Source organism: Streptomyces sp. NPDC102283, assembly GCF_044766265.1.
Lineage (GTDB): Bacteria > Actinomycetota > Actinomycetes > Streptomycetales > Streptomycetaceae > Streptomyces.
This window is the reverse complement of the sequence record NZ_JBIWLQ010000002.1, coordinates 13694-29525: the sequence shown is the minus strand read 5'-3', so window position 1 is coordinate 29525 and position 15832 is coordinate 13694. Positions and strand designations below refer to the sequence as shown.

7 protein-coding genes are annotated in these 15832 nt (G+C 72.2%); 1 reads left to right on the top strand and 6 read right to left on the bottom strand.

Features of this window, described 5'->3' with window-relative positions; all coding sequences use genetic code 11:
* Positions 1-132: 132 nt before the first annotated feature.
* From ACIRJT_RS04745 to ACIRJT_RS04725, 5 genes are all read right to left on the bottom strand, one after another.
* The gene (locus ACIRJT_RS04745; RefSeq protein ID WP_403904544.1) at positions 133-474 is read right to left on the bottom strand and encodes an ArsR/SmtB family transcription factor; all 342 of its coding nucleotides are present in this window, start codon (positions 472-474) and stop codon (positions 133-135) included.
* 632 nt (positions 475-1106) lie between these two features.
* A complete protein-coding gene (locus tag ACIRJT_RS04740) occupies positions 1107-1907 on the bottom strand; it encodes an ABC transporter permease (protein WP_073743136.1) in 801 nt (266 codons plus the stop codon).
* On the bottom strand, positions 1904-2926 hold the full coding sequence (locus tag ACIRJT_RS04735; RefSeq protein ID WP_403904541.1) for an ATP-binding cassette domain-containing protein: 1023 nt from the start codon (positions 2924-2926) through the stop codon (positions 1904-1906). Before ACIRJT_RS04735 ends, ACIRJT_RS04740 begins: the two co-directional genes overlap by 4 nt.
* A 79-nt stretch (positions 2927-3005) precedes the next feature.
* Positions 3006-3212: an MbtH family protein gene (locus tag ACIRJT_RS04730; RefSeq protein WP_403904538.1), complete on the bottom strand. Its 207-nt coding sequence runs from the start codon at positions 3210-3212 to the stop codon at positions 3006-3008.
* Positions 3209-13678, bottom strand: a complete 10470-nt coding sequence (locus tag ACIRJT_RS04725) for an amino acid adenylation domain-containing protein (protein ID WP_403904536.1) — start codon at positions 13676-13678, stop codon at positions 3209-3211. Before ACIRJT_RS04725 ends, ACIRJT_RS04730 begins: the two co-directional genes overlap by 4 nt.
* 429 nt (positions 13679-14107) lie before the next feature.
* On the opposite strand from ACIRJT_RS04725, the gene ACIRJT_RS04720 reads away from it, so the two are divergent.
* On the top strand, positions 14108-14440 hold the full coding sequence (locus tag ACIRJT_RS04720; protein ID WP_403904534.1) for a hypothetical protein: 333 nt from the start codon (positions 14108-14110) through the stop codon (positions 14438-14440).
* 189 nt (positions 14441-14629) lie between these two features.
* Here the strand turns inward: ACIRJT_RS04720 and ACIRJT_RS04715 are convergent, their stop codons facing one another.
* The gene (locus ACIRJT_RS04715) at positions 14630-15286 is read right to left on the bottom strand and encodes a fasciclin domain-containing protein (RefSeq protein WP_403904531.1); all 657 of its coding nucleotides are present in this window, start codon (positions 15284-15286) and stop codon (positions 14630-14632) included.
* Between the last annotated feature and the right edge of the window lie 546 nt (positions 15287-15832).

The following is a 15832-nucleotide window of genomic DNA, read 5'->3' as shown; positions in this document are numbered from 1 at the left end:
CTTGGGGGGCCCCCTGGGGTTACCCGCCCCAAACCCCGGGGGGGGGGGGGGGTTTTTTTGGGGGTTTTGGGGGTTTGGGGGGGGGGGGGCCCCCCCCCGCGCCGGCGTTCCCTGTCCTGTCGTGCTCATCAGCTACTCCGCTTCCCATGTCTGCTTCAGGTCCTGCACGTAGGCGTCCAAGCGGTCGAAGCTCTCGTTCCAGAACTGCTCGAAACCGCCCGTCCACTCGTGGACGGGGCGCAACCCGCCGGCGTCAAGGCCGTACAGGCGCTGCTTGCCTGCCTTGCGGTCCCGGACCAGCCCGACCTCCCGGAGCACCCGCAGGTGTTTGGACGCCCCCGGCTGGGTCATCCCCAGCTCCTGGGCCAACTCGGTCACCGACCGCTCACCCGCCCGCAGCAGCACCAGGATCTCCCGGCGCTGCGGCTCGGCGATCGCGTTGAAGACATCCGAGGTCGTCGCTGCTCGTGCCATGGGGCAATCATATGCCGATATCGGTATGCGTCAACCGGAGGGGTCGGGCGGGTCATGTCAGATGACGGTCGTGAACCTTGTCGGCGGCAGCGGAAACCGGGCGATGAGAGATCCCGGTGATCGGCGCGACAGACCTGGTCCAGGCGGAGACCGTCACGCTTCGCGTTCCCGGAAACCGACAGTTCCGCGAGGGCAGGGCACCCTCGTCGTCCGGCGAACCGGACCGGCATCCGAGGAGGCGGTCCGGGTTGCCGTCTGCTTCTATGGACGAGATGGCATGTGGTGGTCGTGAGACTTATTCGGACAGGGCCCGGTTAGCGGTCGCACGGTTCGGTCACAGGCCGTCACCGCGAGGAACGGTGTACGGCAGCCATCGTCGACGGTGCCGCACGGCGCGGCGCTCCTTCCTGGACAACCGCGCAATGGGCATGCGCCACAGGACGGGCGGTGGATTGGTCCGCGAGAGGATTTCTCATCGGTCGGCCTGTCTTCCTGCTTGTGTGCGGGGCCCGGCCGCGAGGATTCGCCGCGGCCTGCGACCGGTCGCCTCGGGCGGCTTCGACGAGGGCCGGGTGGGCCTGGACCACGTGACATCCATGGCGGGGGCTCGCCCCGTCGCCGGAGGGTGTCCCTCATCCGAGAGTGATGCGCCGGAACCTCCTGAGCGCGAGCAGCATGAACGCGCCCGTGATCAGGCAGGCGCAGACCACGGCGTAGGGGAGCGCGTGCACGACCGGCCAGGTGTCGCTCGTCGGAAGGCCGGCCGGCGGCGGGTTGCCGAAGAGCTGTCGGACGGCGGTGGCCGTGGCGGAGACCGGGTTCCATTCCGCGATCGTCCGCAGCGGGCCGGGCATGGTGTGCGTGGAGACGAAGGCCGAGGAGACGAACGTGACCGGGAAGAGCCAGATCAGCCCTGCGCTCTGCGCGACCTCGACACTGCGGGCCATCAGCCCGATCGCCGCTCCCACCCAGGACATCGCGAAGGCGAAGAGAAGGATCAGCAAGTAGGCCAGGAGCGCGTCGGCAGGCGACGCGGTGATCCGCCAGCCCACCAGCAGCCCGCACAGCGAGGTGACGACCAGGGTCACCGTGCTCATCGTCAGGTCCGACAGGGTCCGGCCCAGCAGCACCGCCATGGCGGGCATCGGCAGGGAGCGGAAGCGGTCGACGATGCCCTTGTCCATGTCGTTGGCCAGACCCAGAGCCGTGAACGCCGCGTTGAACGTGACGGCCTGGGCGAAGATGCCGCCCATCAGGAACGTGCGGTATTCGGCCCCGCCGAGGCTGCCGCCGAAGACGTAGGCGAGCAGCAGGACGAACATCACCGGCTGCACCAGGGCCGCGATGACCGATCCCGGTGTCCGGCGCAGGTTCAGCAGATTGCGCCAGGCCACGATGGAGGAGTCGCGGCTCAGCCGTTGGACCGCGGTCACCGGTCATCGCCCCCGGCCGCCGCGACGCCTGTCGAGGCCGTCGGGGAGACCGGAGGTCTGCCCGGCTCCAGGGGGCGGCCGGTGAGGGAGAGGAACACGTCGTCGAGGGTCGGCGGTGCCAGTTCCACGTCCCGGACGGCGATGCCGGCCAGCCGCAGGCAGCCCAGGGCGTATTCCAGGCTCTGCGCGCCGTGATCGGTGGCGACGGTCAGGCGGCCGGTGCGCGGGTCGAGGTCGGGGAGGTGCTCTCCGAGCGTGGCCAGGATCTCGGCCGCGATGACCCGGTGCCGCGGTTCGGCGACGGTCAGCGAGAGCCGCTCGCCGCCGACCCGTGCCTTGAGGTCGGCGGCCGAACCGCGGGCGACCACGTGTCCGCCCTCGATGACGACGATGGCGTCGGCCAACTGGTCCGCCTCCTCCAGGTACTGGGTGGTGAGCAGCACCGTGGTTCCCTCGGAGACCAGGTCCCTGACCGCCTGCCAGGTGTCCGCCCGGCCCCGGGGGTCGAGGCCGGTCGTCGGCTCGTCCAGGACCACCACGGCGGGCCGTGCGACCAGCGCGCCGGCCAGGTCGAGCCGGCGGCGCATTCCTCCCGAGTACGTGCCGCTCGGCAGGTCCGCGGCGTCCTCCAGGTCGAAGCCGCTCAGCAGCTGTCCGGCCCTGCGGCGGGCGGCATGACGGCCGAACCCGTAGAGCCGGGCGACGAGGTACAGGTTCTCCCGGCCGGTCAGCTTCTCGTCGACCGCGGCGTACTGGCCGGAAAGCCCGAGGTCGCGGCGTACGGCCTCGGGGTCGGCGAGGACGTCGTGACCGGCCATCCAGGCCCGGCCGCTGTCCGGTCGCAGCAGTGTCGACAGGACCCGCACCGTGGTGGTCTTGCCCGCGCCGTTCGGGCCGAGTACCCCCAGTACGGTGCCGGGGGCCGCTTCGAGGTCCACACCGGCCAGGGCCTGCTTCTTCCCGAATCGTTTGGTGAGTCCTTCGGCGCGTATCGCCGGACGGGTCGGCGGGGCGGTCATGGGTGCCTCTCGTGGTGCGTGGGGCGGGGCGGGCGCGTGGATCCGGCGTGGTGGGGGAGAGGGGGCCAGGGGAGCAGGGTCATGCCACCCCTACGCGGGCGCTCCTGGGGGTGATGTCGGTCCAGTTGACCTCCACGTACTCCAGGCAGGCCGCGTGTTCCGCCGGGCCGAACACCTCGTCCCAGCCGGCGGGCACCGCCGCGAACGACGGCCACAGGGCGTGCTGTCCCTCGTCGTTGACCAGGACACGGTGCCGGGTCTGCGGGTCGTCGAAGGGATTCGTCATGACGGGTCTCCTTGTTCGGTGCGGTGGCCGGCGTCGAGCACGGCCGAGACGGTGGTGCCGATCTGCTCCCGCGCGGCGGGCTGCATCATCTGGGCGTGCGCGCACGCCACGTCGTGGTTCTCGATGGGTCCGTCGATGTACGGGCCCCACAAGGACAGGCCGAAGGTGTCCCGGGGTCGGCCCTCGGTGGCGGTGAAGAACAGCACGGGCCCGTGGAACACGCGGGGGGTGTACTTCCGCATCAGGCGCGCCTGACCGGCGAAGTTGTCCACCATCGCGTCGATCGTGGCAGGCTCCAGCGACCCGAGCGGACTGCCGGCGGCGAGGAACTGGTCCCGTACGGCCGCGGCTTCCACCGGGCCGTCCCCGTCGAGGACCTCCTGACCGACTCCCATGTTGGAGAGCAGGGCGCGGAAGACGGTGTCCCGGCTCGCGCTGTCCAGGTCGTCCAGCGGGGCGAGCGGGAAGGCGTCCAGGATCGTCAGCAGGGCCACCTCCTCGCCCGCCTCCTGGAGCTGGACGGCGACCTCTTGGACGACGTTGCCGCCGAAGGACCAGCCGAACAGGTGGTACGGGCCGTGCGGCTGGACCGCCCGCAGCTCCGCCACGTACACGGCGGCCATCGCCTCGATGCTGTCCGGGAAGGGTTCCGTGCCGTCCAGGTTCGGGGTCTGGAGCCCGTAGACCGGCCGGTCGTTGCCGAGGTGGGGGAGCAGCCCCGCGTAGGACCAGGCGAGGCCGCCGGCCGGATGGACACAGAACAGCGGCGGCAGGCTGCCTCGGGTCCGCAGGGGCAGCAGCGTCGCCAGCGGGTTGTCCTGGACCCCGGCGCCGATCCGTTGTGCGAGTGCGGCGACCGTGGGCGCCTCGAACAGGCTGCGGATGCTGACGTCCACTCCCAGGGCGTCACGGATGCGGCGGATCAGCCCGGCCGCCAGCAGTGAGTGACCGCCGAGTGCGAAGAAGTCGTCGTCGATGAGGACCCGCTCGCGCTCCAGCACCTCGGCGAACAGCGTGCACAGCACGTCCTCCCGGGGGTTACGGGGGCTGCGCCCCGTGCCCCCGGACCCCACGTGCGGGGCGAGGTCGGGCAGGGCCGTCCGGTCCAGCTTTCCGTTCGGCGTCAGGGGGATGCCGTCCACGGCGACCCAGCCGGAGGGGACCATGTACCCGGGCAACCGGGCCGCCGCGTGCTCCCGCACCCCGTCGAGCCGTTCGGAGTCGGACAGCGCGGGGCCGGTGGGCACGGCGCGGTCCACGGCGCCGCTCGCGGACGGGACGGCGGGGTGTGCGGCGAGCACCACGTACGCGGCAAGGCGGGAGCCCCCGGGGCCCTCACCGTGCGCCACCACAGCCGCGTGGGAGACGTCGGTGTGCTCCGCCAGTACGGCGGCGATCCCCTCCGGCTCCACCCGGAACCCGCGCACCTTGACCTGGCCGTCGGCGCGCCCGGCGAACACCAGAGCGTCGTCGGGCGTCCGTACGGCCCGGTCCCCGGTGCGGTACATCCGCGTTCCCGCGGGGCCGTAGGGGTCGGGCACGAAACGGTCCGCGGTGCCCGCGGGCTGTCCGTGGTAGCCGAGCGCCAAGCTGTCCCCGGCCAGGTAGAGGTCGCCGGTCACCCCGACGGGGACCGGTCGCAGCCGGTCGTCGAGGAGACGTACGGCCGTCCCGTCGACCGGGGCGCCGAGCACCGGCCGTTCGGTCGCCCGGAGCTCGGCGGTGAGGGTGTCCACCGTCGCCTCGGTGGGCCCGTAGAAGTTCCAGGCCGTCAGGCCGGTCCGGGCCCGCAGATCGTCCCAGAGGACGGCCGGGACGTCCTCGCCGCCCAGGACGACCACGGACGGGGCCCGGCCGACCCCGGCGAACAGCCCCGCGTTCAGCAACTGCCGGACATGCGTGGGCGTGGACTCCAGCACGTCGAGGCCCAGGACGCGTACCGCCTCGACGAGGGCCTCCGGGTCCTGGCGCGTCAGATCGTCCAGGACGTGCAGCCGGTGCCCGTCGAGCATCCAGAGCACCGGGTCCCACGCGGCGTCGAAGGACAGGGCGGCCGTCAGCGCGACGTCGAGCCGGGGCTTTCCGGCCGCCCGTACGGAGGGCCCGAAGAGATGACGGCGGTGGTGTTCCAGCAGCCTGGCGAGGGAGCCGTGACCGACCAGGACTCCCTTGGGGCGGCCGGTCGAGCCCGAGGTGTGCAGGAGATAGGCGGGCTCGGTGAGTCCCGGCCGGGTCCGCTCCCGCGGGGGTGCGGGCGCGGTGGCGGAGTCCGGGGAGTCCAGGTTCAGACGGTGCCATCGGGCCGTCGCCCGGGTGTGGGTGGCGTCCGCCGTGAGCACGGTGTGCGGGCGGGCGTCGGCCAGCACCGCGTCGATCCGGCCCTGCGGGAGGGAGTCGTCCACCGGCACGTGGACGGCCCCCACCTTGAGAACGGCGAGGAGGGCGGCGATCGAGTCGGTGCTGCGCGGCAGCAGCACGGCCACCCGGTCGCCGGCGCCCGCACCGGCCCGGGCGACCAGTGCGGCGATCCGGTCGGAACGGGCGTCCAGCTCCGTGAAGGAGAGGCTGCCGTCCGGGGCGGTCACCGCGATGTCACCGCTGCGCGCCGCGGCCACCGTAGCCGCGAACCGGTCCAGCACCGTGATGGGAGGCGCGGCGTGGTGACGGAGCGCACCGGCGCCACCGCCCAGGTCCAGCAGCCGTCGCTGTTCTTCGGTGCTGGCCAGCGGCAGGTCGCCCACGATCGTTGTGGGGTCGCCCACCGCGTGCGCGAGGAGGAGGGTGAACCGGTCGGCGATCCGTACGGCGGTCTCCGTGTCGAACAGGTCCTGGCTGAACTCCAGCGTTCCGTCGAGGTGGGCCACGCCGCTCCCCGTCGACGTCCGCTCGGTGAAGGAGAAGGAGAGATCGAACTTCGCGCCTCCGGTGTCGACCCCCTCCAGCCGGGCTTCCAGACCCGGTAGGTCCAGCCGGGGCGGCCGGTGGTTGTTGAGGGTCAGCATGACCTGGAAGAGCGGGTGGCGGGAGAGCGAGCGCGTCGGGCGTACGGCCTCCACCAGCCGCTCGAAGGGCAGCTCCTGGTGGGCGTAGGCGGCCAGGTCGCTCTCCCGTACCCGGGAGAGCAGCTCGGTGAAGTCCGGGTCGCCGCCGAGGTCCGTCCGCAGGGCGAGGGTGTTGACGAAGAAGCCGACCAGAGGGTCCAGCGCCTCGTCGGTCCGCCCGGCCACCGGGGTGCCGATGGTGACGTCGCGGCCGGCGCCCATCCGGTGCAGCAGCGCCGCCAGGGCGGCGTGCAGCACCATGAACGTGCTGCTCGCCGTCGACCTGGCCAGCCGCGCCACATCCGCCATGGTCTCCTCCGGTACGCGTACCGGGACCGTGCCCCCGCGGCCGGTCGGCGAGGCGGGGCGGGGGCGGTCGGTGGGCAGGGCGGTCTCCTCCGGGGCGCCCGCCAGGCGGTCCTTCCAGAAGGCGAGCTGGGCCGATGCCGCGGAGACGGGATCCCCGAAGCTGCCGAGCAGGTCACGCTGCCAGAGTGTGTAGTCCGCGTACTGGACCGGCAGGGGCGCCCAGCTCGGTGCTCGCCCGGCGGACCGCGCCGCGTAGGCGCCGGCCAGGTCCTGGGCCAGCGGCCCCATGGACCATCCGTCCGCCGCGATGTGATGGACGGTGACCAGCAGGGTGTGCCGGTCCTCACCGCTCCGGAACAGGATCGGCCGCAGGGGGACGTCGTGCGTGAGGTCGAAGGGCTCGGCCGCCGCCTCGCGCAGAGCCTCGGCCAGGTGTGCCTCCTCGACCGCCACGACGGGGAGTTCCGGCAGCGCGTCACCGGGCGCGAGCACATGCTGACGGGGGCTGCCGTCACCGGGCTCGACCACCGTGCGCAGGATCTCGTGCCGGGTCAGCACATCACCCAACGCGCGCCGCAGGGCGTGCCGGTCCAGGCTGCCGTCCAGGCGGACGGCGAACGCCATGTGGTACGCCGCCGTTTCCGGGTCCAGTTGGTGCAGGAACCACAGGCGCTCCTGGGCCGTGGACAGCGGTGGCCGTTCCGTGCGGGGCGCCCGCCGCAGCGCGGGCCGCGCCGCGCCCGCTCCCTCCAGCCGCTCGGCGAGCGAGGCGGGGGTCGTGGACTCGAACAGGGCCCGTACCGGGATTTCGACGCCGAACGCGGAGCGGATCCGGCCGATCAGCCGGGTCGCCAGGAGGGAGTGTCCCCCCAGCTCGAAGAAGTCGTCGTCAGGGGAGACCTGTTCGTGCTCCAGGCTCTCCGCGAACAGGGCGCAGAGGATCTCCTCCGGGGCGGACCGCGGGGCCCGCTTCTCCTTGTCCGTACTCTCCGCACTCTCCGCGACGGTGGTCAGCGGAAGCGCCGCGAAGTCCACCTTCCCGTGCGGGGTCAGCGGGAGGGCGGCGACCGGCACGATCAGCGAAGGCACCATGTGGGCGGGCAGCCGCTGCGCGACGAAGGCCCGCAACTCCCGCGAGGACAGGTCCCGATGACCGGCGGGCACGACCCAGGCGACCAGGTGCGCTTCCCCCGAACCGGAGGCCGAGCCGGAGCCGGAGCGGACCGCGACCGCAGACTGCGCGATGTCGCCGTGGGCATCCAGGGCGGATGCGACCTCGCCGGTCTCGACCCGGAACCCGCGGATCTTGATCTGCCCGTCGGCACGGCTCAGGTACTCAAGACGTCCTTCGACCCGGCGCGCGAGGTCGCCGGTACGGTACATCCGTGAGCCCGGCGCTCCGTACGGATCGGGCAGGAACCGCTCCGCCGTCGCGCCGGAGCGGTTGTCGTAGCCGCGGGCGACGCCCGGGCCCGACAGATACAGCTCTCCCGTCACCCCGGGGGCGACCGGCTCCAGCCGCCGGTCCAGGACCCGGGCCCGGGCGCCGGTCACCGGATGTCCGAGGTGAGGTCGTACGCCGGGCAGGACCCGGCCCATCACGCTGTCCACGGTGGTCTCCGTGGGGCCGTACAGGTTCCACACCGCCACGTCGGACAGGGCGGCCAGCTCCCGCCACAGCGGTGCGGGTACGGCCTCCCCGCCCAGTGCCAGCACGCGTGGCCGCGACCGGCCGGGAGCGAACAGGCCGCAGGAGCGCAGCTGTTCCACGAACGAGGGGGTGGTTTCCACGACATCGATCGCCCGGTCGTGGAGGAGGGCGGTGAGCGCTTCGGGGTCCCGGCGCGTCATATCGTCCACGAGGTGCAGTTCGTGGCCCGCGATCATCCAGAGCAGCGGGTCGAGGGAGGCGTCGAACGTCATCGCGGCCGTGTGCGCCACCCGCAGCGGCAGCCCGTTGTTGTCCGCCTCGGCGGGGCTCATCAGCCGGTCGCGGTGATGGGCGAGCAGCACTGCCAGGGACCGGTGCTCGACCACGACGCCCTTGGGCAGCCCGGTGGATCCGGAGGTGTACAGCACGTACGCGGCGTCACGGCCGCGGGGCGGCACGGGCATGGTCGCCGCAGCGGTGTTCTCCTGCTCGGCGGCCCCGTCGAGCAGGAGGACGTCGGCCGTGTCCGGGAGAGCCGCCCGGGTGGCGGAGGTGGCCAGTACCAGGCGCGGGGCGGCGGAGTCGAGGATCAGCGAGGTGCGGGCCGCGGGCTGCGCCGGGTCGAGCGGGACGTACACCGCTCCGGCTCGCAGGATGCCCAGCACCGCCACGACGGCGAGGGAGGTGCGGGGCAGCGCCACCGCCACCCGGTCACCGGCCTCGACCCCCCGGTCCCGGAGCGAGCAGGCCAAGCGGTCGGAGAGCAGGCGGAGTTCACCGAAGCTGAGGCGCTTGTCGCCGGCCACGACCGCGGTGCGGTCCGGCTGGACGGCCGCGCGGGTCGCCAGGACGTCCAGCACCGTCCCGTCGTCGGCGGCAGCCCCCGCCCCCGGCCTCGCGGCGAGCGGCTTCCGCGCCGTGCGCGGCAGCTCGTCCACTGCCGCCGCGCGCTGCGACGGAGTCAGGAAGCCGACGTCTGTCATCGGACGGTCCGGCTCGGAGAGCAGGGCGCTCAGGAGGCGGGTGAAGTGCTCGGCGAATCGATCCGCCGTCGTATGGTCGAAGAGGTCCTCGTCGTACTCCAGCTCACCGGTGATCCCGTCCGGGCGGCCCTGGCCGTCGTGGTGCTCGGACAGGTCCCAGCTGAGGTCGAACTTGGAGCCCGACCGCCCCACGGACCTCTCGTGGCCGACGGTGAGACCGTCGAGATGCGGGCGGGGCGCGGGCGTGTTGTTGAGGCTCAGCATTACCTGGAACAGCGGGTGTCGGGAGAGCGAGCGCGTCGGCGCCAGCTCCTCGACCACCCGCTCGAAGGGCAGCTCCTGGTGGGCGTAGGCGGCCACGTCGGTACGGGCCACCCGCTCCACGAGCGTACGGAACGCCGGGGAGTCCGAGGTGTCCGCCCGCAGGACCAGTGTGTTGACGAAGAAGCCGACCAGTTCGGTGAGCGCGTTGTCGGTACGGCCTGCCACCGGGGTGCCGACGGCGATGTCCTCGCCCGCGCCCAGGCGCGACATCAGGGCGGCCAGCGCCGCGTGCAGCACCATGAAGGAGCTCGCGCCGCGCTCCCCGGCCAGCTTGACCAGTGTCCGGTGGTCCCGCGCCCCGATCCGTACGGGGACGCTCCCACCCCGCCCGGAGGAACGGGCCGGGCGCGGCCGGTCCGTCGGGAACGACGACTCCTCCGGCAGCCCGGCCAGGGAGTCCGCCCAGAAGGAGAGCTGGCGGCGCGCGAGACTGTCCGGCGCGTCGGGATCTCCGAGCAGGTCACGCTGCCACAGCGCGAAATCGGCGTACTGCACCGGCAGTTCGTCCCACCCGGGTGCCCGCCCCGAGCGGCGCGCGCCGTAGGCGGTGGACAGATCCCGTAGGAGCGGCCCCATCGACCATCCGTCGGCGGCGATGTGGTGCAACGTCACGATCAGTACGTTCTCCTCGGCGCCCAGGGGGAACAATCGGGCGCGCAGAGGGATCTCGTGCTCCAGGTCGAAGCGTGCGCCGTCCGGCACCAACGGCTCACCGGCCGCCATGACCCGAAGAAGCGGGCGCGGCAGCCGCGCGGGCGGCAGGACGTTCTGACACGGGCCCTCCGGGGTCTCCGCCACGATCGTGCGCAGCGCCTCGTGCCGCTCCACGACGTCGCGGAGGGCCAGTTCCAGAGCGTCGCGGTCCAGCGCGCCGCGCAGGCGCAGCGCGACCGGCAGATGGTACGAGGCACCCGCGTCGCCCAGCGTCTCCAGGAGCCACAGCCGTTGCTGCCCGAACGAGAGGGGAAGCCGCCGCGGGCGAGGGGCCAGGGCCGTCACCGAACGCCGGGCCGGGGCGACATCGCCCAGCGTCGCCACCAGGCCGGCCGGTGTGGGCGTGGAGAACAGAGTGCTGATCGGTACCTCCGCGCCGAACTCGACCCGGATCCGGCCGATCAGCCGCATCGCCAGCAACGAGTGGCCGCCCAGCGCGAAGAAGTCGTCGTCCCGGCCCGCCCGCTCCACCCCCAGGCACGCGGCGAAGACCGCGCACATCCGGGCCTCCAGGGCGGTGCGCGGGGCACCGCCGTCGGACGCGACCGGCAGAGCCGGGGGCAGAGCCGCCACATCGAGCTTCCCGTTGGGGGTGAGAGGCAGACGCTCCACCGTCGCCCAGGCCGTCGGCACCAGCGGGCCGGGCAGGAGGGCCGCGACCGCGTCGCGCGTCTTCGCGTGAGCGGGCGCACCCGCACCGGTCACCAGGAACGCGGCCAGCCGCTCGGGACCGTCCTGCGCGGTGGTCAGGGCGACAGCGGCGTCCTCGACACCGGGGAGAGAACGCAGCGCGGCCTCGATCTCCCCGGTCTCGACCCGCACACCGCGCACCTTGATCTGCCGGTCGCTACGTCCGGCGAACTCCAGCGAACCGTCCTCGCCCCACCGGGCGAGGTCACCGGTGCGGTACATCCGGGCCCCCGGAAGGCCGAAGGGGTCCGGCATGAAGCGTTCCGCCGTGAGCCCCGGACGGCCCGCGTATCCGCGGGCCACGCCCTCACCCGACAGATACAGCTCGCCCACCGACCCTCTGGGCAGCGGGTGCAGGGACGGGTCGAGCACATAGGCCCCGGCCCCGGTGACGGGGCGCCCGATCACGGGGGACGCACCGGTGATCCGGGCGGTCACGGCGTTGACGGTGGTCTCGGTGGGTCCGTAGAAGTTGAACACCAGCAGGTCGGGATCGGCTGCCAGCTCCTCCCAGAGCCCGTCGTCGACGGCTTCCCCGCCCAGGGCGATGACCCGCGGCCGGTGGATCTCCGAGGTGAGCAGCCCTGTCGCCAGCATCTGCCGCAGATAGGTGGGGGTCGTCTCGATCGCGTCGATGCGCTGGTCGACGAGGTACCGGACCAGTGCCTGGGGGTCGCGGCGGACGTCGTCCGCGATGATGTGCAACTCGTGTCCGGCGACCATCCAGAGCACCGGGTCCCAGGCCGCGTCGAAGGAGGTCGCGGCGGACAGCGCCACCCGCAGCCGTCGTCCCAGAGCTTCCTCGGCCAGGGTGTGGGCCTCCCGGCGGTGGTGCTCCAGGAGGTTGCTCAGGGAACGGTGCTCGACGACGACGCCCTTGGGACGGCCGGTGGACCCGGAGGTGTAGATGACGTACGCGGCATCCTGGGGTCCGGGTCCGGGCAGCTCTCCGGCGGCACCGGCCGGGGAGCCGGCCGGTGCCGCCGAGGGGGCGACGCGCGGGACCGAACCCCGGGGGTCGATCGTGCCCGCCGAGGCCGCGGTCGCCACCAGGGCGACGGGCCGGGAGTCGTCGATCATGAAGGCGAGCCGGTCCGCCGGGTAGGAGGGGTCGAGCGGCAGATAGGCGGCCCCCGTCCGCATCACGGCGAGTATCGCCACCACCAGATCCGTGGAGCGTGGCAGTCCTACCGCGACTCGGGCGCCGGGGCGGGCGCCCCGCGAGGCGAGCAGGGCCGTCAGGCCGTTCACCCGGTGGCTTAGTTCTTCGAAGGTGAGGGTCGTGCCGTCGCAGACAACAGCGGTGTGGTGAGGGGTGGCTAGCGCCTGCCGGGCGAACTGCTCGGTCAAGGGGGACGGTTCCGGGGCGTCACTTCTCGACGGCTGAGCGGCGCCGAGGCCGAGCACCCGCCGCTGTTCGTCCTCGGCGACGGGGCTCACCGCTCCCACGGTCCTCTCCGGGTCCGCCACGAACGCGTCGAGAACCCGGCACAGGCGCTCATGCGGCCCCACGAGGTCCTGCTGACCGTAGCGCGCCGCGTTGCCCAGCAGATCGACGTGCATTCCACCGTCCCCGAAAGAGGCGTGCACGGCCACAGCCAGGTCCTCCACCGGGCCGATCGACAAGTTGTGCAGGGTCGCCGGGTGAGGGCCGAATCTCAGGGCGTCGTCGAAGGCGAGGATATTGACGGAGGGCCCGGTCAGCGTCGTCGTCCCGGTCAACCCCAGCTGGTGGCGGAGTGCTTCGGCCGGCCGGCGCTGGTGACGGAGTACGGAACGGGCTTCGACGGAGGCCCGGCGCGCCAGATCGGCCACCCGGTCGGCGGGGGAGACGGCGAGTCGCATCGGCAGGATCGAGCTGAGCATGGCGGGTGTCGACCGTGCCGCGGGAGTGCGCCGTCCGGTGACCGGCAGGCCGAGCACGACCTCGCCGAGCCCCTTCTCCCGGTGCAGGCACAGCGCCAGCGCCCCCATGATGAACGTCGGCCAGCCGGTTCCGGCCTTCCTGGCGGCGGCCTTCAGCCGTGCCGTCTCCGCCCGGCTGTACACCCGTCGCACCGACGCCGTCCCGTACTTCGTCCTCGTACCGGACGGCGCGGGGGTCTCGGGCGGGAGGGCGCCGACGAGGTGTTCTGCCCAGAACCTCTCGTCCTGGGCGCCCTGTTCGGACGCGAGGTAGGCGTCCTCCTCCTCGATGAGCGCGGCGAGAGAACCCGCGGGACGCAGCTCGGGCAGGACATCCGGGGCGAGAACGAGAGCGGTGTAGACCTCGGCGATACGGGAGAGAGCCAGGATTGCCGCGTAGCCGTCGAGCGCCAGGTGGTGCACCTGCTGGTGGAAGAGGTGGCGCGAAGGAGAGAGCCGGTAGAGGGTGACACGGACCAGTGGCCCCGCCGATACGTCGGCGGGCTCGGCCAGACACAGCCGCATCCGCCGCAGAGCCTCCGCGTGGGGGTCCACCTCGGCGGAGAGGTCCACCCACGGCATGGATATGGACGCGTTCTCCTGCACGCGCTGGAAGGGAACCCCGCCCCGCTCACCGAAGGTGGTGCGCAACGCCTCCATCTCGGCCGCGGTGTGGCCGACCGCGCGCCGCAGCAGCTCAGGCTCCACCGGGCCCCGGATATCGGCGTACTCCGCGATGTTGTACGCCGGATCCGCCGGGTCGAGCCGCTGCGCGAACCAGACCCCCTGCTGAGCGGCGGTCAGGCGCATCGTGCCCGTCGGGGTTTCGGTGTGCGGTGCGTCGGTCACGCGAATTCACCTCGGTGGGGGAGACCTGCGACGGCATGGGCCGGGGCGCGCATGTGCGGCAGGGCGGAGCGGGACGGGGCGGGGCCGATCGCGAGGGCTGCCGGCTCGAGTCGAGCGCGTACGCATCGCGATCGCGAAGCATCCGCTTCTGTGGACCGGTGCACGTTGACAGCCTCCGTTGCGCTGACGGCGCCCCAACAGGGCCTTCACACCAGTCGTTCGGAGTCACATCAGACTCGGATTGCTCATGTGGCGCACAACACGTCGGTGAGCCGATCTTTTGCAGTTCGCTGGCGCGTATCAGCCAATCGTCAGGCGGCTTCACGCCAGACACCCATCCGTGGAGGAGGCCGCACCGAAGAGGTGAGTGTCCGGACGTTCGTTCGGGCACTGCGTTCCCGCGTCCCGGAATTCGAAAGGGAGAACATGATGAAGATCCCTGTTCCCGCTCTGCGGTGGCAGCTCGTCGGAGCCCTGGTCGGCACTGTGCTGCTGGCGTCCGCCCCCACTGCCTCGGCCGCCGTCGCCTCCTCCTCCTCCTCCTCCGAGGTAGCACCCCGCCAGGCACCTCTCACGCCTATCGCGCGCGAGGGCGGAGCCTCTTCCGGCCCGCTCGCCTTCTACCGGGGAATACAGGGCGGGAACCTCTGCCTGCTGGCCCGGTGCACAGTCGGCGAATCCGGGCCCGGTGGACACCCGGGCCCCAGCAACACCCAGGGATTCAACCTCTGCCTCCTCGCCCTGTGCACCGTGCGGCCCTGAACGCGGGTGGGCCTGGATCGACGACGCTCCCCCGCGCATCAGCGCGGGGGAGCGTCGTCGATCCAGGTCCACCTGTGACCGGTGGTTCTGTGGCCGGAGGTGTCCGCTCGCTGTCAGCCCTGGTCGGTGCGGGGATGAGCCCCGAGTCGGTGGAGCTGAATCGGGGCTCGGCGCAGGGCGCGGGAGTGGTCAGGCCTTGGGCATCAGAACGGTGTCGACGATGTAGACGGTGGCGTTGGCGGTGGGGACGTTGCCGCAGACGACCTTGGAAGTGTCGTTGACGGTGTAGTTCTCGCCGGAGCCCTTGGTGGCGAGGGTGGACTTCTGGAGGGTGTCGTAGGTTCCGCTCTCCAGCTGCTTGGGGGAGAGCTTCTCGCCCACGACGTGGTACGTGAGGATGCTGGTGAGCATTTCCTTGTCGGCCAGGACCTTGTCGAGATCGGCCTTGGGGATCTTGGCGAACGCGTCGTTGGTCGGCGCGAACACGGTGATGTTCTGGGCGTTGTTGAGGGTGTCGACGAGACCGGCCTTCTTGACCGCCGCGACCAGGGTGGACAGAGCCTGGTTGTTGGAGGCGGCGGTGGCGACCGGGTCCTGGGCCATGCCGTCGAAGGAGCCCGCGCCGTCCTCGGGGACGGACGCACAGGCCGGACCGAACGGGGCGTCCATGGGGGCGGTGTCGTCGGCAGCCGGGCTCGACTTCTCGTCGGCGGGGGCGGAGCTGCTCGCCTTGTCGGCGGCCGCGTCGGAGGAACTGTCGTCCCCACCGCAGGCGGTGAGCGCGAGCGGCAGGACGGCGGCGGCGGTGACGGCGATGGCGGCGCGGCGGAAGCGGAAGGCGTTCACGGACATTCTCCTGTGTGCTCGGTCGGTTGCGCTGAGGTCAGTCAGGGGTGTGCGTAAGGCATCGTGCGGGCGCGGCGAGCACTGACGTCAGGTCAGGCGTCGGGACACGGACACGATGGTCAACGCGGTCGACCGTGCAGTGCGCCGAGAGCGATGCTCGCGCGGTGCCGGTGCCGCCTTGATCGTCATGTCTGCTATTCGGGGCTGCCGCGATATCGGATTGGTCCGAGGGCGAGGAAGTTTGAGCCCGGGGCCGCCCTTAGCCCGTCCGGGTGCAATGCGCGGGTCGACCAATCCGGCGCGCAGGCGGTGACGAATGCCCCATGTGAGCGGCTGTTCGGAGGAAGCACCGCACACGCCGAGGCTTCCATCGGGGATGGATGCCTCACCCGTTCCCCACGGTGGAAGGCCCTTGGGGGACAGCTGTCGCGGGGCGTCACTCTCCTGGGCGCCCCGCGACGGACCCTCCCCGCGAGCAGACGGTCGAGGCGGCGAAGAGGGCACATCACTCCGGCACGCCTCCGGCACACCCGCGTTTGTCGAGGG